We start from the raw sequence: 20,556 nt of genomic DNA on the forward strand, positions 1-20,556 counted from the left end.
AACTGGCGCGAATTGCACTATGCAGACTGATCTGTGGAATTACTGTTTGAACCTCTATGCCCGCCCAGGGGTGGAGCAGGCGTGCCTGCACCTGCAAGACCAGGGCCTGGATGTGTGCCTGCTGCTGTGCGCGGCCTGGCTGCAAGAGCGTGCCGTGGCCTGTGACGAGTTGCGTCTTGGGCAATTGAACGCCTGTGCCGGGCCCTGGCAACGCGAGGTGGTGCAACCGTTGCGGCAGCTGCGCACACACTGGCGCAAAACGGCCGCGCACGATGATGCACTTGCAGCGCTGCGCGCGCAGATCAAGTCATTGGAGCTGGAAGCAGAGAAGACGTTACTGCGTCGCCTGGAGTCAGTGACCCTGGGCTGGCCGACAGCTCAACCGCAAGACACGTGCGATTGGCTGCAGAGGGTGGCGAGCGATGCCGACCACCCTGATTGCGACGCGCTGCACCAGCTGCGCGTCGCAATCAACCATGCTTAGGAAGCGCTGGCTGGGGTGGTAGCCGAGTTTGTTGCGGTTGGCGCAGGGGCAGCAGCAGGTGTGGCAGCTGCGGGCGTTACAGCTGGCTTGGCGGGTGCCGCAGCAGGTTTCGCTGCGGCAGGTTTGGCCGCAACTGGCTTTTTAACGGCAGGTTTTGCAACCGGTTTGGCTGCAGCTCTGACCGCAGGTTTCGCTGCGACAGGCTTGGCGGCCGGTTTGGCTGCTGCGGTTTTAGCTGCAGGTTTGGCCGGCGCCTTGACCGCTGCCGGTTTAGCCGCCGCGGGCCTGGCGGCAGGTTTGGCAGCCGCTGTTTTAGCCGCTACGGGCTTGGCGGCAGGTTTGGCCGCTGCGGTTTTTGCCGCTGCAGGTTTTGCCGTGCGGGCTGCTGCCGGTTTTGGCGCAGCGACTTTGGCGGCGGGCTTGGCGGCAGCGGCTGCCGGTGCCTTGGCGGGTGCTTTGGAAGCTGTTTTGGCCGCAGGTTTTTTTGCGTTTGCCGCAGGCTTGGTGTCACGGGATGACAACGCCTTGCCCACTGCTTCTTTGACCCGGCCAATACCCTGGGCCAGTTTCAGGCTTTCTTGAGCATCGCGCTTGAGTTGCAGGATATAGGTGCGAGTTTCAGTCTGGCGGTCTTTGAGTGAGTCGAGCAGTTGCTCAAGCTCTTTGACGACAGCCTTGGCTTTGGTCTGAGCTTTGGATTTGCCGGCGTTAGCGGCATCCTGCAATTTGGCGCGAGCCTTGTGCAGTTTTTCCTGGGTTTTGCCACGCTGCTTTTCAAGTTTGGCGAGCAGCTTCTCAGCATCAGCCAACGCTTGGGTGCAAGCGTTTTCCAAATGCTCAAGCAGGCTGCCTGAGAGTTGTTGGAGCAAGTGCAACGGCGTATTTACGGGCTTCTTATTGGCCGACATGGTTTACCTCCTGGCTGAAGTGAGTGCGGCTCATACTAGACCTCTGCAACTACCGCCGCTAGGTCATGTTGACACTAAGGATAGCTGCCGGTTGCATGTCGTCTAAAAACTTGTGCTGGATCAATCTTTAACCGCCAATCCCTGTAAATTCTGCGGGCGCTCCAACGTCCTTTAAACCCCCGATTTTAATCATCGACGCACACTCGGGCGCTGGCATAATCCCCCGCACCTCAGGCCGGAGAACTCCAATGCCGCGTTACCTCTTGTTGTCCTTGTTGTGCCTGGCGCCCTGGGTTCAGGCTGCCCCGCCCCCAAGCCCCGATACCGCCCACGACCTCGCTTACAGCCTGGGTGCCAGCCTGGGTGAGCGCTTGCGCGAAGAGGTTCCGCAGTTACAGATCCAGGCATTGCTCGAGGGGCTGCGCACGGCCTATCAAGGCAAGCCGCTGGCACTGAGTGATGAGCGCATCGAGCAGATTCTGGCCGAACATCAAGCCCGGGCCGACAATGCGCAAAAACCGTCCCGCAGTGACATCGCACTGGGTATCGAGCGCGATTTTTTGCTCAAAGAAAAACAGCAGCCCCGGGCACGTGAACTGGAAAACGGCATCATCCTGACCGAGCTCAAGCCCGGCACGGGGGCAAAACCCGACGCACAGGATTCGGTATACGTAAACTATGTGGGCCGCCTGCCTGACGGTACGGTGTTCGACCAGAGCACCCAGCCGCAATGGTTTCGCCTGGACAGCGTGATCGCAGGCTGGCGCAGTGCACTGGTGCAGATGCCTGTCGGGGCGAAGTGGCGACTGGCACTTCCTTCCAGCCAGGCCTACGGGGCAGAGGGCGCAGGGGACTTGATTGCCCCCTACACGCCGCTGGTATTTGAAGTCGAGCTGCTGTCCGTTAAAAAATGACCGGCCATGAACGAAAAAAGGTACGCCGTGGCGTACCTTTTTTTGACTCGACTACAGCTTAAGCCTGAGCCGCTTCTTTCTGCTTGTGCGCACTGTGCAGCACTTCGATCAAGCAGTCTTCAAGCTCAAAGCGCTCGTCAAGCAAAGCCCCCAGGATCTTGATTTCTTCTGCGAGCTTTTCGCAGTCAGGGCGATGGGCTTTACCGTCGCAATGATCATTAAAGGCCAGAGCGGCTTCAGTAATCACGCTGATTCTCGGGTAGATGGTCTCAGCCAATGCCAGCCCGCGCTCATCGTTGAAGGCTTTGGCCTCCTGATTGAGTTGCTCGTAAATTTCGAAATGACCTGCAGAAACGTAGTCGACCAGGATCTGGCAAAACTCTTTTTGCGGTCCCCGCTTGGGGTTATTTTGCTGCTCAATCAAAGCAGCATAAGCCTTCACAAGTTTACGGCGCTCATGCAACCAGCGATCAACCAGCTGGTGGACGCCGTTGAAACGTTCCTGAGCACTCTCGCATCTTTCGAGCATGATGATCTCTCTTCCCTTGTGGGCCCATGCCACCCGACTTTAGCCGGGCCTATGAGAACCAAAACCTGCGCGGTTGCACCGGCATTGGGCGGCATAACTCCAGTAATACGTGCGGGCCAGATTATGCCCGCTCGGCAACTGCTTCAAGGTACGCACGAGAGAAAGTTCATACAAGCGTTTAATCCCGACTGCTACACCGCGTCGCAGTCGGGGGGTAATTTATCGCCGTGGTCTGTGCGAAAAATCTGGAAGATGCTCAGCACTAGCAGGCCGGTAAAGGCCAGCACGCTGAGTTCGGGAGCGCTCAAATCAAACACGCTCCAGTGAATATGCGTGCAGTCTTCGCCGCCCTTATAAATCATCGAAAAGAGTTCACCAGGCGTCAGATCGTGCCAGGGGAACGTCAGATCTGGCTGGCAAAACATCAATTGTTCAGGCGGTAACAGTTGCAGCTTCATCTGCCGCAAGGCGCTCGCCGCGCCCCCAAGCGCCAGTAACGTGGATGCAATTGAATAGCACCGCAGACCAAAGCGCTGCGGACCATGGACATAAGCCACCAGGTTGACGAGACAGAAAGCCAGCAAGAAAAAGCGCTGCACCAGGCATAAAGAACAAGGCTTGAGCCCGGACCCGTACTGAAGGTAAAGAGCGCCGCCCATCACCAGGGTGCCTGCAAGAAAGGCTAAAAAGAAACCGAAACGTGAGCCTGCCAAGAACATGGCTTTTCCGTAACAAAAGAGACAGCTGGTTACGGTAGATGAAAGCCATTGGCCCTTTCAAGATGCCCCTGAGCGGATAAGTCTTGAAGGAAGTAGGGAATTACCGACAGAAGCCCGAAGCATTGAGTTCCAGTCACGTAGGAAACAGCAACTCGCGCCCGATCAAGCTGCGGTTTGAAGCAACCGGACGCGTGCATAACACACCCGGCTGCCCGCCCAGGCCGCTTAAAGGCTGGTGGCTGTCGCTGGCAAAGGCAGGGCCAGCAAGCGCTCATCCAGCAGATTCAAACCTTCCTGAAACAGTTGATTGCTACGTTCCGTATCGCCCAGTTGAGCCAGCAGTCGCGCCAGCTCTGCACAGGTTTCCGGGTTGCGCTCAACCTTCAGACTGCTTTCGAAATAGTCCCGGGCTTTGCCCCACAGACTGTTTTGCAGGCACAGGCGCCCCAGGGTTAACAGCAGGCTCGCGTCACCGGGGTGAGCCTTGAGCCAGCCTTCAGCCGTCTGCAACTGCTTCACCGGATCACTGCCGCGCAACAAGCCATAGAGCCGCACGAGGTGGCTGTCGTAGTTGCGCTTGAGCGCTCCACGCAGGACTTCTTCGGCTTCAGCTTGCGCGCCCAACTGACGCAATTGCTCGGCATAGGCCAAAACCAGCGCAGGCTCCTGACGCTGGGCCGAGGTGAGTTGTTGCCAGGCACGCTGAAGTGATTGCAACCCCGCCTCGCCCTCTGCTTCGCGATGCGCAGCGAGGGTCAGATTTTGCCCCCAGGCTCGATGCTCCAGCTCTGCAAGCTCCTTGGCCGGCAATACCTTGTCTTTGCGCAACTCGGGCAGCAAGCGAATCAGAGCCGTCCAGTCGCCCCGCTGCTGGTGCAAGCGCTGCAACTGGCGCAACACTTGAACGTTATGCGGATGGCGCTCGTGCATGGTTTGCAATGTCACCAGCGCCCCATCTGTGTCGGCGCGGTCAACCTGCAACTGGGCATGGCTCAGGGCAATGGCCAGTTCGGCTTGGGGCTGACGCTCCAGCGCACGTTCAAGCAGGTTGTCGCTTTCTTCGTAACGCCCTTGCTCGTTGGCCGCACGTGCAGCCCCCAGATAGAAGAGCAACGGCTGAGGCTCGGCTTCGGCAGCACGGGCCAGGTGTTTTTGAGCGCTGGCCCAGCGGCCCTCGGCGAGGTCCATCTGGCCTTGCTCGATGGCAAGCTGCACCCGACGGCTGCGATTGCGGCGCGACCATGGATTCACCAACCCCGTAGAGGCCGTCACCAGCTCCACCAGCAACTTGATCCCCCAGAGCAGCAACCACAGGACCGCCAGCAGTGCGAGGGTTGCCCATACGCTGGATTCGTAGCGGAAGTTTTTATAGGCCACCAGCACATAGCCCGCATCTTCAGCGATTGCCAGGCCGATGCAGGCCGCGGCTGCAATCAACAAAAACACAATCACATAGAAACGCTTCATGGAAGGGCCTCCTGAACAGGGCTGGCCGCCGCTTTACCCGGCTCGTCGGCACGGACATGCCGGCGCTCAAGATAAGCCTGTACCGCGCTCAGGGTCGCCGCGAGGTCCGGCGTTTTAACCGTAACCGGCTGCTTGCTCAGCTCAACCACTTGCTCGAGGATTTTTTTGCTTTGCGGGTTATCCGCGTTGAAGTTGCCCTTGAGGACATCTTGCGCCTGCGCCAAGGCCTGGGTGTACACCGACTCCTGGCCATTGAGGGCCGCCCATTGGGCTTGCTCCAGCGCCAGGCTCAACGCCAGGCGAACTTGGGTCAGGCTTTGGCCTGCCAGCAGTGGACGCACATTTTTGTCTGCATTGAAATCAATGCGGATGTAGTGCGAGATCTCGTCCCACCACTGCGACCATCGGCTCGCGCCATCGCCGTCTGCCGTCAGGCTCGACAACGAATCGCCTTGATTCTGATAGGCCGGAGCCAGGGCACTGAGTTGTGCGACCTGATCACGCAAAGCCGCCAATTGCAGGAACAGGCCGGCGCGATCCGGCTGTTCAACGCTGCGCAGTGCCGTCAGGCTTTTAGCCAACTGCTCGCGCGCGGCGAAAGCGCCCGGATCGTTTTGCTCACGCAAAATGGCATCTGCCCCCTGCACCAGCGCCTGGGCGCTGGTGATGTCCTGCAGCGCCGACAATCGCAAGGTCGCCAAACGCAGCAAGTGTTCGGCCTCGGCCAAACGCCAGTCCTTGCGGCTTTCGCCCAGTACGGTTTCAAGGCGCTGGTTCAGACGCTGCTGATCGCCTTGCAGTTGCACGACCAACTGGCGCTGATTATCCAGTTCACTGGCAGAGGGCAGTTGATTGAGGCGAGCCAGCAGCTGTTGCTCGCCCTGCTTGATCGACAGCGTTTGCGCGGCCAGGGCTGGCACGTCACTTAACTGCTGTTCGGTGGTGGTTTGCAGAGTGCGCATCTGCCACACACTCCAGCCGCCGACGGCAACACCGGCAGCGCCCAGCAACAGGGCAACTACGGCCAGGCCATTGCCACGACCCTGCGGCGCAGGGTCTGGCTTTTTAGCCGGCGCTTCTGGCGCGGGCTGCACGTGTTCTTTGGACAAGACTGTTTCGCTCACGAATCCATCCTTTGCATTAAAAAGCAGGTGCGGGATGCTCCCGCAGCGCCGCCAGCAAGGCCGTGGCGCTCGCGCCACGACAATCCACAACGTTTTGTGCCCCGGCGCTGCGTGCTATCTCAGCAACCCGAGGGCTTGGAACAAACAACGGTAAACGGGCCAACCGGGGCCAGGCATCGCCTGCCAATTGGCGTAAATGTTCAAAACCCTGCCCACTGCTGACCACCAGAGCGTTCAGGCGTTCCGCTTGCACACGCTGAGGCAGGATCGCCGCCGGGTAAGAAGGCAGCTCGCGACGATAGAGTTCAAGGTAGTCTACCTGTGCCCCCATACCGCGAAGGCGCGAGGCCAGCATCTCCCGCCCTCCCTCGCCACGCAAGATCAGGACCCTGGGCTCAGCCCCCTGAATCGCCTGCTCAAACACCGGCATTGCCAACAAGGCCTCGCTGTCATCCCCGCATTGAGGGTAGCTAACATCAAGACCGTAGTCGGCGAGAATCTGTGCCGTGGCGGCCCCGACACTGAACCACTTCTGGGCAGGCGATTGCGGCCAGTATTGGCTTACCAGCGCCAGGCCCAGGCGCGCCGCGGGCTTGCTGACCACAATCACGGCGCAATATCGCTCAAGATGGGCGATCGGTTCCCGCTGTGCGTCAGTCAACACCAACGGCTGGATCGCCAGTAGCGGCAAGCTGCTGCTGAAAATCCCGGCCTCGGACAGCTCGTTCGCGAGCGCCGCCGACTCTTCAGCGGGCCGGGTCAGCAACAGGCGCCAGCGTGTCACTCGTGACCTGCCTCACCATAAACGGCTTGCAAGATAGCGCCAGCGCCTTGAGCCAGCAGGTCTTCGGCAACCTGCACGCCCAGCTCGGCAGCCGCACTTTGTGGCCCGCGAGCCTGGGCACTCAGCAACAGACCACCACTGGGCTCACCCACCAGGCCGCGCAACCAGATTTGCTCGCCTTCCAGTACGGCATAGCAGGCAATCGGGACCTGGCAGCCACCGTTCAGATGTTTGTTCAGCGCCCGCTCGGCGGTGACGCGCACGGCGGTGTCCGCATGGTGCAGCGGCGCCAGCAGGGCATGAATTTCGGTATCTACGCTGCGGCATTCGATGCCCACGGCACCTTGGCCGCCTGCCGGCAAGCTGTCTTCGATACTGATCGCCGAGGTGATGCGGTCTTCAAAACCGAGACGGATCAGGCCCGCCGCCGCCAGGATAATGGCGTCGTATTCACCGGCATCGAGCTTGGCCAGACGAGTATTGACGTTGCCACGCAGAAAGCGGATTTCCAGATCCGGACGGCGAGTCAGCAACTGGGCCTGACGGCGCAGGCTCGACGTGCCGACAATGCTGCCCTGGGGCAGATCGTCGAGGCTGGCAAAGGTGTTGGAGACGAAAGCATCACGCGGATCTTCGCGCTCGCAAATACAGAACAGACCCAAACCTTCAGGGAAGTCCATCGGCACGTCTTTCATGGAGTGCACGGCGATGTCAGCTTCGTTTTCGAGCAGAGCGGTTTCCAGCTCCTTGACGAACAGACCCTTGCCGCCGATTTTCGACAGCGGCGAGTCCAGCAGCTTGTCGCCACGGCTGACCATGGGCACCAGCGTCACCACAAGACCTGGGTGAGCCTGTTCTAAACGGGCTTTAACGTATTCGGCCTGCCACAGAGCCAGGGCGCTTTTACGGGTAGCGATGCGGATTTCGCGAGAGGACATGGATCAATCCGTACTGAAAAGATACGGCTGATAATAACAGCTCAGCCAAAACAGCTTTGACTTGTATCAGAAAGTCCTCGGCCTCCCTGGCCCAAAACGGCGCGCCCGCGCCTTTTACAGCGCCGTTTACAGCTGCTGCATCATCTTGCGCACACCCGCTACATGCCGGCGACTCACGATCAGTGCATCACCGTTAAGCCCCCGAAGGAACAGCTGGAAATGCCCCAGCGGCGTGCGTTGCAGACGCTCGATCCGATCACGTGCCACCAGCGCATTTCGGTGAATACGCACAAAGCGATCACCGAACTCGTCTTCAAGGGCCTTGAGGGGTTCATCGAGCAAGACTTCGCCGCCCGCGTGACGCAACGTCACGTATTTATGGTCAGCAATAAAGTAGATCACTTGGTCGATGGGGATCAGCTCAATGCCTTTGCGGGTTCTGGCACTGATATGGCTGCGCGGGCCACTGCCCGTTTGCGCAGCCGGGCGGGTGAGCGCGGCCAGCTGGATGCGGTTGGGCCGGTGAGTCTCTTTCAAGGCAGCGCTCAGATCCTCGGCACTGACCGGTTTGAGCACATAGCTCACGCCGCTGTCTTGCAAGGCCTGCACGGAAAACTCGTCAGGCGCCACGCAAAACACTACCGACGGAGGTAGCTCGCGCTCGCATAATTTGGCCGCAACCTGCAACCCGTCGAGGCCCGGCAGGCGGATATCGAGCAAAACGACATCCGGCTTCAGGTTTTCGATCAGGGTCAATGCCTCTTCGCCATTAGTGGCGCCAGGCTCCAGTAACGTATGGCCTCCAAGCGTGCTGAGCAAATGGCTCAAATGCTCGCGGGCCAGGGTTTCGTCATCAACGATCAGGACATTCATATAGCGCTGTATTCCTGCGTGAGTCTCGCACAAGGATAGCGTAGACAAGTGAAGTGACGACTGTCACGGCGATCCACGCTAAGACTAGCGCGGAGGCCAAAAAGTGCCGCAAGCCGCACAGCAAAATTCACCTGTATCCGTTTCTCGATTTAATACCGGATACGTCTGGCAATCTACAAAGACCTGCTATGACTGATCCATACGACCAACTGTAGACGGTTGCCAAGACGAAAGTATTCAAACGATACATTTCGTTTCGGAAATTTGTTTATACCGCACTTCACACTAAAACCTGCCGAGCTGCGTCAACGCCATGATTGGCAACCCTGTTATGATCCGCGGTAACTTTTTGTGTAACTCCCCCTCAGCCGATTACGAGCGAATCCATGAGCACCGACAAGACCAATCAGTCCTGGGGCGGCCGCTTCAGTGAACCCGTCGACGCCTTCGTTGCGCGTTTCACCGCCTCCGTCACTTTCGACCAGCGCCTTTATCGTCACGACATCATGGGCTCCGTGGCTCACGCCACCATGCTGGCCAAGGTCGGCGTGCTGACTGATGCCGAACGCGACAGCATCATCGAAGGCCTGAAATCCATCCAGAGCGAAATCGAAGCCGGCACGTTTGACTGGCGCATCGATCTGGAAGACGTGCACATGAACATCGAGGCGCGTCTGACTGACCGCATCGGCGTGACCGGCAAAAAGCTGCACACCGGGCGCAGCCGTAACGACCAGGTGGCCACCGATATCCGCCTGTGGCTGCGTGACGAAATTGACGTAATCCTGGCTGAAATCACCCGCCTGCAAAAAGGCCTGCTGGAGCAAGCCGAGCGCGAAGCCGAAACCATCATGCCGGGCTTCACGCACCTGCAAACCGCCCAGCCAGTGACTTTCGGTCACCACATGCTGGCCTGGTTCGAGATGCTCAGCCGCGACTACGAGCGCCTCGTAGACTGCCGCAAGCGCACCAACCGCATGCCGCTGGGCAGCGCTGCACTGGCCGGTACCACGTACCCGATCGACCGCGAGTTCACGGCTCAATTGCTGGGTTTTGACGCCGTGGGCGGCAACTCGCTGGACAACGTGTCTGATCGCGACTTCGCCATCGAATTCTGCGCAGCGGCCAGCATTGCGATGATGCACTTGTCGCGCTTCTCCGAAGAGCTGGTGCTGTGGACCAGTGCGCAATTCCAGTTCATCGACTTGCCGGACCGCTTCTGCACCGGCAGCTCGATCATGCCGCAAAAGAAAAACCCCGACGTGCCAGAACTGGTACGTGGCAAAAGTGGCCGTGTATTCGGCGCACTGATGGGCCTGCTGACCCTGATGAAAGGCCAGCCACTGGCTTACAACAAGGACAACCAGGAAGACAAAGAGCCGTTGTTCGATGCGGCCGACACGCTGCGCGATTCGTTGCGCGCATTTGCCGACATGATCCCGGCGATCAAGCCCAAGCACGCGATCATGCGTGAAGCGGCGTTGCGCGGGTTCTCGACCGCCACCGACCTGGCGGACTACCTGGTACGCCGTGGCCTGCCGTTCCGTGATTGCCACGAAATCGTCGGCCATGCTGTGAAATACGGCGTAGAGACGGGCAAGGATCTGGCAGAAATGAGCCTCGAAGAACTGCGCAAGTTCAGCGATCAGATCGAAGACGATGTGTTTGCCGTACTGACACTGGAAGGCTCGGTCAATGCCCGTAATCACATCGGCGGCACCGCGCCGGCGCAAGTGAAAGCGGCTGTTGTTCGCGGCAAGGCGTTGCTGGCCAGCCGTTAAGCGGCACGAGCACCATCAAAAACGGGCACCCAAAGGTGCCCGTTTTTTATCCAGCGACAGTACGACGGTTATTTCTTGCTGCTGATCCAGGCCAGAAACTGCGGCATGGCCGCTTCCTTGTCGGCGGCAATTTTCTGCACGTGCGGGTTTTGCTCCAGCCGCTCCAGCAGCGCTTTGGCACCCGGCATGTCAGCCAGCAGGTCCAGACCGAATATCTTGTGCCCTACGGCACAGGCCAGGTTGACGCTGTAGGCGAAGTAGATATCCGCCACGCTCAGCGTTTCGCCTGCCACAAAGGGTGCGAACTTGCCGTGGCGACCCAGCGAAGCCATGCCTTCCAGCAACTCGGTACGGGCTTTGGCCTTGATCGCGTCCGGCACAGGCATGCCGAAAAATGCTTCGGCGTAGCAAGCACGGGCAGGCAATTCGATATACAGCTCGATTTCTTTGGCCAGCGCCAGCACTTGCGCGCGCTCGAACGGATCAACCGGCAGCAATTTCGGGCCTGGCTGAGTTTGCTCGATGTACTCCAGGATCACGCTGGTTTCGTTGATAAAACCTTGATCAACGCCCAGAACAGGGACTTTGCCACGCGGGCTGACAGCTAACGCCTCAGGGGTTTGACCGGCAAAAAACGGCACCTCTTCAAAAGGTACGCCCTTCTCCAGCAGCGCCAGTTTGACCATGTTGTAGTAGTTGCTGACTGCAAATCCATAAAGCTTAAGCATTACAAATGCCTCCAGGCCGTGTTGGGGGTTGGCTGTGCCTGTTATAGAACTTCACGTCTACGCTGGCTAGCAGCATCACTGAGTTGAATACAGTTAGACTGCCTGCCTTTACTTAAGGAGCCTGCCATGAGCGAGCCAGTTGATATCGATAACGAAGAAGAAGAGTTCGCCGAGTCCACGCTGATTCAGGCCATTGAAAACCAGATCGAAAGCGACAACCCGCCTGCTGCCAAAGCCACGTTCAACAAGCTGACCCTGGTCGGCTACGAGCGCGACGACATCCTGCAAATGATGGCCCACGTGCTGGCCGTGGAAATTGACGCGATCCTCGAAGAAGACCGCGCTTTTAACACCGAGTGGTACGAAGCAGCCCTGCGCGCACTGCCGACCCTGCCGCCCGAGAAAAACTGAGCCACGGCTCAGGCGCGAATCACGGGGGCTCGCTGCCAGTCCAGCTCCTTGGCAGGCATCGGGCGCCCGAACCAGTAGCCCTGACCCAGGTTGCAGTTGAAGTCGAGCAGGAATTGCGCCTGCTCGACTTGCTCTATCCCTTCGGCATGCACCTGCAGGCCCATGCTTTGAGCGAGCGCGATGACCGCCCGCACAATCGCGACATCATCATTGTCCTCGGGCAAGCCCGCCACAAATCCCTGATCGATTTTCAGCTTCTGCACGGGCATTTGCTTAAGCCGCAACAGCGATGAGAAACCGGTTCCAAAGTCATCAATGGCCAGGCGTAAACCCAGCGCCCGCAGGCGGTGCATTTGCTCCAGTGCGACTTGCGAGTTGTCCATTACGGCGCTTTCGGTGACTTCAAGCTCTAGCAATTGCGGGTTCAGACCCGTGTCTGCCAGTACCGTTGAAACCAGCCGGTACAGCTCAGGGCGGGCAAACAACCGGCTGGAAATATTCACCGCTACGAACGACAGCTCCACGCCTGCGGCTTGCCACTGACACATCTGCCAACAGGCTTGCTCCAGCACCCAGGCATCGATTTCAGCAATCAGGCCGGTGCGTTCGGCGATCGGGATAAATTCCCCCGGAGACACCAGCCCCCGCAGCGGATGCTGCCAGCGCACCAGCGCTTCAACACCAATCAAGCGGCTGGTTTGCAGGTCGTGTACCGGCTGGTAGTACACCCGCAACTCTTGCTGCTCCAGCGCGCGGCGCAAATCGCTGGCCACCTCGATACGGTACTGCGCATGGGCTGTCAGCTCTTCGGTGTACAACGCGTAACCTTCACGCCCGGCACTTTTGGCCTTGAACAGGGCAGAGTCAGCATTGCGCAGCAATTGTTCAGCGTTCAATGCATCGCTGGGGAACACGCTGATACCGACACTGGCACTGATAAACAGCTGATGCCTGTCGATATCGAATGCGCCTTTCATAAGCTCCAGCACTTGCTGCGCCAGGGCCGCGGCCTGGCTCACTTGCCCGCAGCTCTCAATCAGCACGCCAAACTCATCCCCCCCAAGCCTGGCCACCGTAAAGCCTTTGCCAAACACGCGGTGCAAACGATCGGCGACGGCCTTGAGCAGCAGGTCCCCCACGTTGTGACCGAGGCTGTCATTGATGATTTTGAAATGATCGAGGTCTATCAGCAGCAACGCGCAGCCACACTGCTGGCGTTGCGAATAAGCCAGCGCCTGCTCGGTGCGGTCAGTAAACAACAAGCGATTGGGCAGATCGGTCAGCGGGTCGTGGTGAACCAGCCGCGCCAGCTCGGTCTGGGAGTTTTTGATCGCGGAAATATCTGAAAAAACCGCGACATAGTGGCTGACCTGGCCGTTGCCATCGGTGATCGCGCGCACGGTCTGCCACTGCGGGTAAACCTCGCCGCTTTTACGCCGGTTCCAGATCTCGCCGTGCCAATTGCCGCTTTCCTGTAACGACTTGAACATCGCCTCATAAAAAGCCGGCCCATGCCGCCCCGACTTGAACATGTTCGGCCGCCGGCCGAGCACCTCTTCGACCGGGTAGCCGGTGATTTCAACCAGGGCACGATTCACATGCACGATCGCGCCACGGCTGTCGCTGACCAACACGCCTTCGCGAGTGCAATCAAAAACCACAGCGGCCTGACGCAAGCGCTCTTGATCCAGACGCTGACGTTTCAGCCCCGCACCCGCACCCAAAAAACCGAGCAGACGTCCGCGGGCGAAAAAAATTATGACGGCGCTGAAAAGGGCAAATACATAGCCATTTACACGCTGCCAATGCGCTAACTGCGCTGAATCATCGAAATAACTGTTCAATAAATGATCAGTTAATTGCAGCCAGAAAACCGATAACAACCCGTACAACAGGGCCGCACGCAAGGCATCGCGAGAGGAAACAGACATAAGAAAGTTAAAGCGCCTACAAAAAAATGGGAATTATAGTGTAAGAAACATCCGGGCACTCTTATCTGAAAGGCCGACTGGTTTTATCTGGCTGCATGGTGATAATGCATGTTGCAGTTTTTTTCATCTTCCCGAGGGCCAAACAGCCTATGTGGTACAACGGTTTTCTCGACTTGTCAGCCTGGCAACTGGTGGCAGTCACTCTGTTGATGACCCACGTGACCATTATCGGTGTCACGGTTTATCTACACCGCTACTCAGCCCACCGCTCCCTGGAGCTCAACGGTGGCCTGAAACACTTTTTCCGTTTCTGGCTGTGGCTGACCACGGCGCAGAACACCCGTGAGTGGACAGCCATCCACCGCAAACACCACGCCAAGTGCGAAACCGTCGATGACCCCCATAGCCCGGTTATCAAAGGGTTATCGACCGTTCTGCGAAAAGGTGCAGAGCTGTATCGCGAAGAAGCACAGAACCCTGAAACACTGCGTATCTACGGTAAAAATTGCCCGGAAGACTGGATCGAGCGCAATCTTTACTCGCGTTACAAAATGCTGGGTGTCAGCCTGATGCTGGTCATCGACTTGCTGCTGTTCGGCGCCATCGGCCTGACCATCTGGGCCATCCAGATGATGTGGATTCCGGTATGGGCGGCAGGTGTCGTCAACGGTCTGGGCCACGCGGTGGGTTATCGCAATTTTGAGTGCCGCGACGCTGCGACCAATCTGGTGCCGTGGGGCATCATCATTGGCGGTGAAGAGCTGCACAACAACCACCACACCTACCCCAACTCGGCCAAAATGTCGGTCAAGAAGTGGGAGTTCGATTTGGGTTGGGCCTGGATCAAAGTCTTCAGCTTTTTGCGTCTGGCCAAGGTTCAGCGCGTTGCGCCTATCGCCCACCGGGTAGAAGGCAAAGGCAATCTGGACATGGACACCGCGATGGCGATCCTCAACAACCGTTTCCAGATCATGGCCCAGTACCGCAAGCTGGTCATCGCGCCGCTGGTTCAGCAGGAGCTGTCCAAGGTCGATCACTCGGTGCGCCACCAGTTCCGCCGGGCCAAGCGTCTGCTTTCCCGTGAAACCAGCCTTCTCGAAGAGCGCCATCACCAGCGAATCGAAACGATGCTGGAGCACAGCCACTCGCTGAAAGTGATTTACGAGAAGCGCCTGGCCCTGCAACAGATCTGGGTCAAGACCAGCACCAATGGTCACGACATGCTGGCCGCGATCAAGGAATGGGTACACGAAGCAGAAGCCAGCGGGATTCAGTCGCTGCGCGAATTTGCCCATCAACTGAAAACCTACTCGCTGCGTCCTGCGGCCGTTTAGGAATAACCCTCACCCTGGCCGCCCTCTCCTTCGAGGGGGCCTGGGTGAGGGGCTTCAGACGCTGTCATACCGCCTTGAGCAACCGCGACAACTCTGACACCCCGACCCTCAACAACCGTGCCGTTTTGCTGCTGGCCAGCACGTCTACGCCTTCCTCAGGTGCCAGGCCGGCCACTTGTGCCGCCAGGTTCATGACCAGCGACTCCCGCGAATAGACCCCGCCCCCCAAGTGGTAAATCGCCGCGATCAACTCACGCAGCTCCAACGGCAAGCGCCAGCGGGTGCGTAACGCCGAGCCGTAGGCGGCGCCAAATTCGGCCAGTGACGCATCGATGGCCCGGGTATCCAGCTCTCCACCGCCCTGCTGCCACTCCTGCAAACAACGCAACACGGCCAGGTCCCCCAGGCGGTGCAGCAACCCGGCGCAATAACAGCGCTCTTGATCCAGATTCAGCATGCCCGCCAACGTGCGGCCATAGTCCGCCGCACGCAGCGACAACGCCCAGTAACGTTCGGCGTAATCTGCCAGGCAAGGATCGCTCAGCTGCGCACTGCGCTTGAGTGTCAGCCCAAGCACCAGATTCATGCCTTGGACCGGCCCCAAGCGCTGCAGAGCCTGTTCAAGGGTCTGCGCCGGGCTGACGCGGTGTTGCGCCGCGCTGTTGGCCGCCGCAATCAGGACTGCCGTGATTTGCGGATCGGTACGCACGGCCTGCTCAAGCAGTGCGAGGTCCAGCCCGTCAGGGCCAAGGCTGCCTTTGAGCGCCGATTGCGCATCCACCAGTAGCGGCGCGCCATCTGAAGATGCACGGTGCTGTTCCAGAAAACGCGGAAGGGTCGTGCCAGGCGCGAGTGTCGGTGCATCACACGACACCTCTTGCCCGGCCTCGAGCAACAGCACCTTGAGGCGCTTGGTCAGGCCTTCAATGTCCAGCGGAGTCGTCAGGTAAGCCGTCGGTGCCATAGGCAAGGCTTCGCGCACACTGGCGCTGTCACTGCGCTCACTGAGCAGAATAAATGGCAGCGCCGGAACAGCGCGGCGCTGGCGTACAGCGCGCAGCAGGTCCAGGCCACCTATGCCGGGCAAGTCCCTGTCGGCAATCACCAGGCCATAAGGTTTTTTGCCCAGCAGCGCGAACGCCTGCTGGCCGTCACCACAGACATCCAGCTGAGCGTCGCAGCGCACAGTCAACACGACTTGCTTGAGCAAGTCCCGAGTCCAAGGATCGGCCTCGGCAATCAATACATTTGGTACTGCTTTTAAATCTACAACCGTCATCCAATATGCTCCCCGCGCAATGCCTGCACCTTAGTCAAAGGCCATTCGCGGATACAGAAAAAAAACCCCAAACAAATGCATCAGGCACAAAAAAACCGCCGAAGCGGTTTTTTTGCATCTCAGCTCACACCCTCAAGGGCGGGGCTCAAGCCAGTTCAGCGAAGCACTCTTCGATGATGGCCAGGCCTTTGTCCAGTTGCTCGTCCGGCGAGGTCAACGGAACCAGTACGCGCAGTACGTTGCCGTAAGTGCCGCACGACAGCAGGATCAAACCTTTATCACGTGCCTTGGCAACCACTTGGGCCACTGCAGCGGCGTTGGGTTTGTGCGAGTCGCCGCCTTCGAACAGCTCGACCGCAATCATCGCGCCCAGGGCACGCACGTCACCGATAACCGGGTACTTGGCCTGAATGGCCTTGAGGCCCGTGACCAGACGCTCGCCAACTTCTTTGCAGCGATCCAGCAGGTGTTCTTCTTCAAACACCTCAAGTACTGCCAGCGCAGCGGCGCAAGCAATCGGGCTGCCGGCATAGGTGCCGCCCAGGCCCCCTGGCGCAATGGCGTCCATGTACTCCGCCTTGCCGCACACACCGGCCAGCGGGAAGCCGCCAGCGATGGATTTGGCGAAGGTGGTCAGGTCGGCAGTAACGCCCATCTGTTCCATGGCGAAGAAGGTGCCAGTACGGCCAGCGCCGGTTTGCACTTCGTCAGCGATCAGCAGGATGCCGTGCTTGTCGCACAGCTCGCGCAGGCGGGCCATGAACGCTTTCGGCGCCACGTAGAAGCCACCTTCGCCCTGAACCGGCTCGATGATGATGGCAGCGATGTCTTTAGGCTCGGCATCGTTTTTGAAGATGCGTTCGATGCTGGCGATGGAATCGTCAACCGAGATGCCATGCATTTCGCACGGGAACAGAGCGCGGAAGATGCCGCCTGGCATCAGGCCCATGCCTGCCGAGTACGGCACGACTTTGCCGGTCAGGCCCAGGGTCATCATGGTGCGACCGTGGTACGCGCCAGTGAAAGCGATCACGCCAGCACGGCCAGTGGCAGCGCGGGCAATTTTCACGGCGTTTTCAACGGCTTCAGAACCGGTGGTGACCAACAGGGTTTTCTTGTCGAAATTGCCCGGCACCTTGGCGTTGATCTTTTCGCACAGCTCAACGTACGGCTCGTAAGCCAGTACCTGGAAGCAGGTGTGGGTCAGCTTGGTCAGTTGCTCTTGCACGGCGGCAATGATTTTCGGGTGCAGGTGACCGGTGTTCAGTACCGCGATACCGCCCGCAAAGTCGATAAATTCACGACCTTCAACGTCGGTTACGGTGGCGTTCTTCGCCGACTCGGCAAAGATCGGGTGGATCTGGCCAACACCGCGCGGGACAGCAGCTTCACGGCGTTTCATCAGGGATGCGTTGGTCTTGTTGCTCATGGTGTTCCTCATTCGCCGCTCATCAAGCGGCGTGGTTCAAGGCTGACGCGCCGGGAAGACAACAGGCCAGCATGCGATGATCGACTGGCATGGCGCTCCCGGCCACAAAAATTAACAGTTTGAAACGCAGGGGAAGCATCGCTCTCGTGCCCCCTCTGCTTGAACCACCCGCCGGGTTTAGATGCCCAGGCAGAGATATTTGATTTCCAGGTAATCTTCAATGCCGTACTTGGAGCCTTCACGGCCCAGGCCCGAAGCCTTGATACCGCCGAACGGCGCGACTTCGTTGGAGATCAGGCCGGTGTTCACACCCACCATGCCGTACTCCAGGGCTTCAGCCACACGGAACACACGGCTCAAGTCGCGGGCATAGAAATACGACGCCAGACCGAACTCGGTGTCGTTGGCCATTGCGATCACTTCAGCTTCGTCTTTGAAGCGGAACAGTGGCGCCAGCGGGCCGAAGGTTTCTTCCTTCGCCACGGCTGCGTTTTTCGGCACGTTGATCAGAATGGTCGGCTCGAAGAAGCTGCCTTCCAGGCTGTTGCCGCCGGCCAGCAGGGTGGCGCCTTTGCTCAGTGCGTCAGCGATGTGCTCTTTGACCTTGGCCACGGCCTTGTCGTCGATCAGGGGGCCTGTGGTGGTGCCTTCGTCCAGACCGTTGCCGATCTTGAGCTTGGCCACGGCCACTTTCAGTTTTTCAGCGAACGCGTCGTAGACCGAATCCTGAATGTACAGGCGGTTGGCGCAAACGCAGGTCTGGCCATTGTTGCGATATTTGGAAATGATCGCGCCTTCGACGGCCTTATCCAGGTCCGCGTCGTCGAACACGATGAAAGGTGCGTTGCCGCCCAGTTCCAGCGACACTTTCTTGATGTCTTTGGCGCATTCGGCCATCAGTTGACGACCGATTTCGGTCGAGCCGGTGAAGGACAGTTTGCGCACGATCGGGTTGCTGGTCAGCTCGCCGCCGATGTCGCCAGCGCTGCCGGTCACAACGCTCAACACGCCTTTAGGGATGCCGGCACGGTGCGCCAGCTCAACCAGGGCCAAGGCCGAGAACGGGGTTTGCGAAGCGGGCTTGATCACCATGGTGCAGCCAGCAGCCAGTGCCGGGCCAGCTTTGCGGGTGATCATGGCGGCCGGGAAGTTCCACGGGGTGATTGCAGCGGTCACGCCGATCGGTTGCTTGATCACGATCAGACGCTTGTCTGGCTGGTGGCCCGGGATCACGTCGCCGTAAATGCGCTTGGCTTCTTCAGCGAACCACTCGATGAACGAGGCCGCGTAAACGATTTCGCCCTTGGCTTCGGCCAGCGGCTTACCTTGTTCCAGGGTCATCAGGCGACCAAGGTCGTCCTGGTTTTCGATCAGCAGCTCAAACCAGCGACGCAGCTTGTTTGCACGCTCTTTGGCGGTCAGGGCACGCCAGGCGGGCAACGCCTTGTCAGCAGCTTCAATGGCGCGACGGGTTTCAACCGCGCCCATTTTTGGCACTGTACCGATGATTTCACCGGTAGCAGGGTTGTTGACCTTGATTGTCTGGCCACCGTCCGCATCGACCCAAGCACCATCGATATAGGCTTGTTGGCGGAACAACTGTGCGTCTTTGAGCTGCATGTGGGCTTTCCTTAACAGCACCGCGCAGGCGCGGAGCGAATTATTAAAAGTAGAAAGGCGCCGTAGAAGGCTGCCGTCAGGAAGTCATTCACTGCCAAAGTATCTAGAAAACGCACAAAGAGTTAGCCGTGCGGTTTAGCACTCAGACAAGAGCGTTTGAAATCTCAAACGAATCCTAGGGTCAAAGGGGGTAAAGGACAATAGCCTGTTCGAAAAAAAGAACAAGCGGCCCTGTTTTACTGCTTTTCCACCAGGTTCCCATTAATAGCCCATAACGCACCAATAAACACCTGACGAATCAGCAGCATGGACGGGCGACACACAGATGAGTATTATGGCGCCCGCGTCGCACCAGTAGCTCAGCTGGATAGAGTACTGCCCTCCGAAGGCAGTGGTCGTGGGTTCGAATCCCGCCTGGTGCACCATCTTCTTTCCCTTGCTCAAGGGAATAGCGTCAAAACCAACATTTCCCAACGCATTTTTGCCTCTCGCCGAGAACCCGGTGAGTCGTCGCGTGCCTGTGTTTCAGTCTTTTTTCAGCTAAACGCGGGTGAGGTTAAATTTTTATGGGCAACTGACGAAAGGCTGGTTACTATAGCCGGCGTTTTGCGGAGAGCTGGCCGAGTGGCCGAAGGCGCTCCCCTGCTAAGGGAGTACACCTCAAAAGGGTGTCGGGGGTTCGAATCCCCCGTTCTCCGCCATATTTACGCCGTCTCTAAATACGTTCCCTTGTTCAAGGGAACCGTGTTTTCCCCCCCTCCAAATTGAACCCGACGTGCATTTGCGCGTGGTTTTGTCGCGCCTGCAGAAAACTGGCTACAGTCCATCTTCCTGTTACGGAGGACGCCATATGTTCAGTCATATCCAGATCGGGGCACGGGACGTGCCTGCAATGACTTTGTTTTACGACACCGTGCTGAGCACGCTGGGCCTGGTGCGTCTTGCTAACGAAGATATAGACAACAGCCCTGCGGGCGCCGGGTGGCAACGGCCGGGGCACTATTGGCCGCAGTTTTATATTCAATTGCCGATCAATGGGTTGGCCGCGACGTGGGGCAATGGGGTGCAGGTCAGTTTTGGCGCGCATTCGATTGAGCAGGTGGATGCGGCGTGGCAGGCAGCCATGCGAATGGGTGGGACCGATGAGGGACCGCCCGGCAAACGCCCGCAGTATGGCGACGACTATTACGGCGCGTACTGCCGCGACCCGGAAGGAAACAAGCTGTGCTTTGTGTTTGCAAAGACGCTGGTACCAGAGCTGAAGTGACTCGCAAGGGCCGTGCCGCAGCGTGGGAGCGGGCAA

Annotated in this window: 19 protein-coding genes, 2 tRNA genes and 1 pseudogene; 8 read left to right on the forward strand and 14 right to left on the reverse strand. The window is 58.8% G+C overall.

The features are described 5' to 3' along the window. Window positions 1-19 precede the first annotated feature (19 nt). Window positions 20-484 (forward strand): TIGR02444 family protein, encoded by a 465-nt coding sequence (locus BLW11_RS03405; protein WP_048360590.1) that lies wholly within the window; start codon window positions 20-22, stop codon window positions 482-484. Here BLW11_RS03405 and BLW11_RS03410 read toward each other — a convergent pair. Further along, the gene (locus tag BLW11_RS03410) at window positions 481-1,392 is read right to left on the reverse strand and encodes an AlgP family protein (protein ID WP_048360591.1); all 912 of its coding nucleotides are present in this window, start codon (window positions 1,390-1,392) and stop codon (window positions 481-483) included. The genes BLW11_RS03405 and BLW11_RS03410 overlap by 4 nt on opposite strands. Window positions 1,393-1,640: 248 nt before the next feature. On the opposite strand from BLW11_RS03410, the gene BLW11_RS03415 reads away from it, so the two are divergent. Beyond that, window positions 1,641-2,306 (forward strand): FKBP-type peptidyl-prolyl cis-trans isomerase, encoded by a 666-nt coding sequence (locus BLW11_RS03415; protein WP_048360592.1) that lies wholly within the window; start codon window positions 1,641-1,643, stop codon window positions 2,304-2,306. A 58-nt stretch (window positions 2,307-2,364) separates the two neighbouring features. Here the strand turns inward: BLW11_RS03415 and BLW11_RS03420 are convergent, their stop codons facing one another. The 8 genes and pseudogenes from BLW11_RS03420 to BLW11_RS23720 form a co-directional block, all read right to left on the reverse strand. After that, entirely contained in the window at window positions 2,365-2,835 is a 471-nt protein-coding gene (locus tag BLW11_RS03420) for an Rsd/AlgQ family anti-sigma factor (protein ID WP_048360593.1), read from the reverse strand. Between the two features lie 191 nt (window positions 2,836-3,026). Beyond that, window positions 3,027-3,554 (reverse strand): disulfide bond formation protein B, encoded by a 528-nt coding sequence (locus BLW11_RS03425; RefSeq protein ID WP_048360594.1) that lies wholly within the window; start codon window positions 3,552-3,554, stop codon window positions 3,027-3,029. A 225-nt stretch (window positions 3,555-3,779) separates the two neighbouring features. After that, window positions 3,780-5,021: a heme biosynthesis protein HemY gene (locus BLW11_RS03430; RefSeq protein WP_048360595.1), complete on the reverse strand. Its 1,242-nt coding sequence runs from the start codon at window positions 5,019-5,021 to the stop codon at window positions 3,780-3,782. After that, complete coding sequence (locus tag BLW11_RS03435; RefSeq protein ID WP_048360596.1) at window positions 5,018-6,145, reverse strand: uroporphyrinogen-III C-methyltransferase; 1,128 nt, start codon at window positions 6,143-6,145, stop codon at window positions 5,018-5,020. Before BLW11_RS03435 ends, BLW11_RS03430 begins: the two co-directional genes overlap by 4 nt. 16 nt (window positions 6,146-6,161) lie before the next feature. After that, on the reverse strand, window positions 6,162-6,929 hold the full coding sequence (locus tag BLW11_RS03440; RefSeq protein ID WP_048360597.1) for a uroporphyrinogen-III synthase: 768 nt from the start codon (window positions 6,927-6,929) through the stop codon (window positions 6,162-6,164). Then, the gene (gene hemC / locus BLW11_RS03445; protein WP_048360598.1) at window positions 6,926-7,867 is read right to left on the reverse strand and encodes a hydroxymethylbilane synthase; all 942 of its coding nucleotides are present in this window, start codon (window positions 7,865-7,867) and stop codon (window positions 6,926-6,928) included. Before hemC ends, BLW11_RS03440 begins: the two co-directional genes overlap by 4 nt. A 126-nt stretch (window positions 7,868-7,993) precedes the next feature. Further along, complete coding sequence (locus BLW11_RS03450; protein ID WP_048360599.1) at window positions 7,994-8,740, reverse strand: LytR/AlgR family response regulator transcription factor; 747 nt, start codon at window positions 8,738-8,740, stop codon at window positions 7,994-7,996. After that, window positions 8,737-8,868, reverse strand: a pseudogene (locus tag BLW11_RS23720) (sensor histidine kinase); the annotation flags it as partial. The pseudogene BLW11_RS23720 and the gene BLW11_RS03450, both read right to left, overlap by 4 nt. Window positions 8,869-9,126: 258 nt before the next feature. On the opposite strand from BLW11_RS23720, the gene argH reads away from it, so the two are divergent. Next, the gene (gene argH, locus BLW11_RS03455; RefSeq protein WP_048360600.1) at window positions 9,127-10,521 is read left to right on the forward strand and encodes an argininosuccinate lyase; all 1,395 of its coding nucleotides are present in this window, start codon (window positions 9,127-9,129) and stop codon (window positions 10,519-10,521) included. 68 nt (window positions 10,522-10,589) lie between these two features. Here the strand turns inward: argH and BLW11_RS03460 are convergent, their stop codons facing one another. Then, entirely contained in the window at window positions 10,590-11,249 is a 660-nt protein-coding gene (locus BLW11_RS03460) for a glutathione S-transferase family protein (protein WP_048360601.1), read from the reverse strand. A 126-nt stretch (window positions 11,250-11,375) separates the two neighbouring features. Between BLW11_RS03460 and BLW11_RS03465 the strand changes: the two genes are divergently transcribed. Next, window positions 11,376-11,660 carry a hypothetical protein gene (locus BLW11_RS03465; protein ID WP_048360602.1) on the forward strand — a complete coding sequence of 95 codons (285 nt, stop codon included), beginning with the start codon at window positions 11,376-11,378 and terminating at the stop codon, window positions 11,658-11,660. 8 nt (window positions 11,661-11,668) lie between these two features. Here the strand turns inward: BLW11_RS03465 and dibA are convergent, their stop codons facing one another. Next, complete coding sequence (dibA, locus tag BLW11_RS03470) at window positions 11,669-13,591, reverse strand: phosphodiesterase DibA (RefSeq protein ID WP_048360603.1); 1,923 nt, start codon at window positions 13,589-13,591, stop codon at window positions 11,669-11,671. A 149-nt stretch (window positions 13,592-13,740) separates the two neighbouring features. Here dibA and desA point away from each other — a divergent pair, with 149 nt between their 5' ends. Beyond that, entirely contained in the window at window positions 13,741-14,925 is a 1,185-nt protein-coding gene (desA, locus tag BLW11_RS03475) for a delta-9 fatty acid desaturase DesA (protein ID WP_048360652.1), read from the forward strand. 64 nt (window positions 14,926-14,989) lie between these two features. Here the strand turns inward: desA and BLW11_RS03480 are convergent, their stop codons facing one another. The 3 genes from BLW11_RS03480 to gabD form a co-directional block, all read right to left on the reverse strand. After that, window positions 14,990-16,204: an HDOD domain-containing protein gene (locus BLW11_RS03480; RefSeq protein ID WP_048360604.1), complete on the reverse strand. Its 1,215-nt coding sequence runs from the start codon at window positions 16,202-16,204 to the stop codon at window positions 14,990-14,992. A 145-nt stretch (window positions 16,205-16,349) separates the two neighbouring features. After that, window positions 16,350-17,633, reverse strand: coding sequence for a 4-aminobutyrate--2-oxoglutarate transaminase (gene gabT / locus BLW11_RS03485; RefSeq protein ID WP_048360605.1), 1,284 nt, complete (start codon window positions 17,631-17,633; stop codon window positions 16,350-16,352). A 177-nt stretch (window positions 17,634-17,810) separates the two neighbouring features. Continuing rightward, the gene (gene gabD, locus BLW11_RS03490) at window positions 17,811-19,253 is read right to left on the reverse strand and encodes an NADP-dependent succinate-semialdehyde dehydrogenase (protein WP_048360606.1); all 1,443 of its coding nucleotides are present in this window, start codon (window positions 19,251-19,253) and stop codon (window positions 17,811-17,813) included. Between the two features lie 348 nt (window positions 19,254-19,601). On the opposite strand from gabD, the gene BLW11_RS03495 reads away from it, so the two are divergent. From BLW11_RS03495 to BLW11_RS03505, 3 genes are all read left to right on the forward strand, one after another. After that, a tRNA-Arg gene (locus BLW11_RS03495) sits at window positions 19,602-19,678 on the forward strand. Window positions 19,679-19,863: 185 nt separating this feature from the next. After that, window positions 19,864-19,954 (forward strand) — tRNA-Ser (locus BLW11_RS03500). 149 nt (window positions 19,955-20,103) lie between these two features. After that, complete coding sequence (locus tag BLW11_RS03505) at window positions 20,104-20,520, forward strand: VOC family protein (RefSeq protein WP_048360607.1); 417 nt, start codon at window positions 20,104-20,106, stop codon at window positions 20,518-20,520. Window positions 20,521-20,556 lie beyond the last annotated feature (36 nt).

Source organism: Pseudomonas deceptionensis (assembly GCF_900106095.1).
GTDB lineage: Bacteria > Pseudomonadota > Gammaproteobacteria > Pseudomonadales > Pseudomonadaceae > Aquipseudomonas > Aquipseudomonas deceptionensis.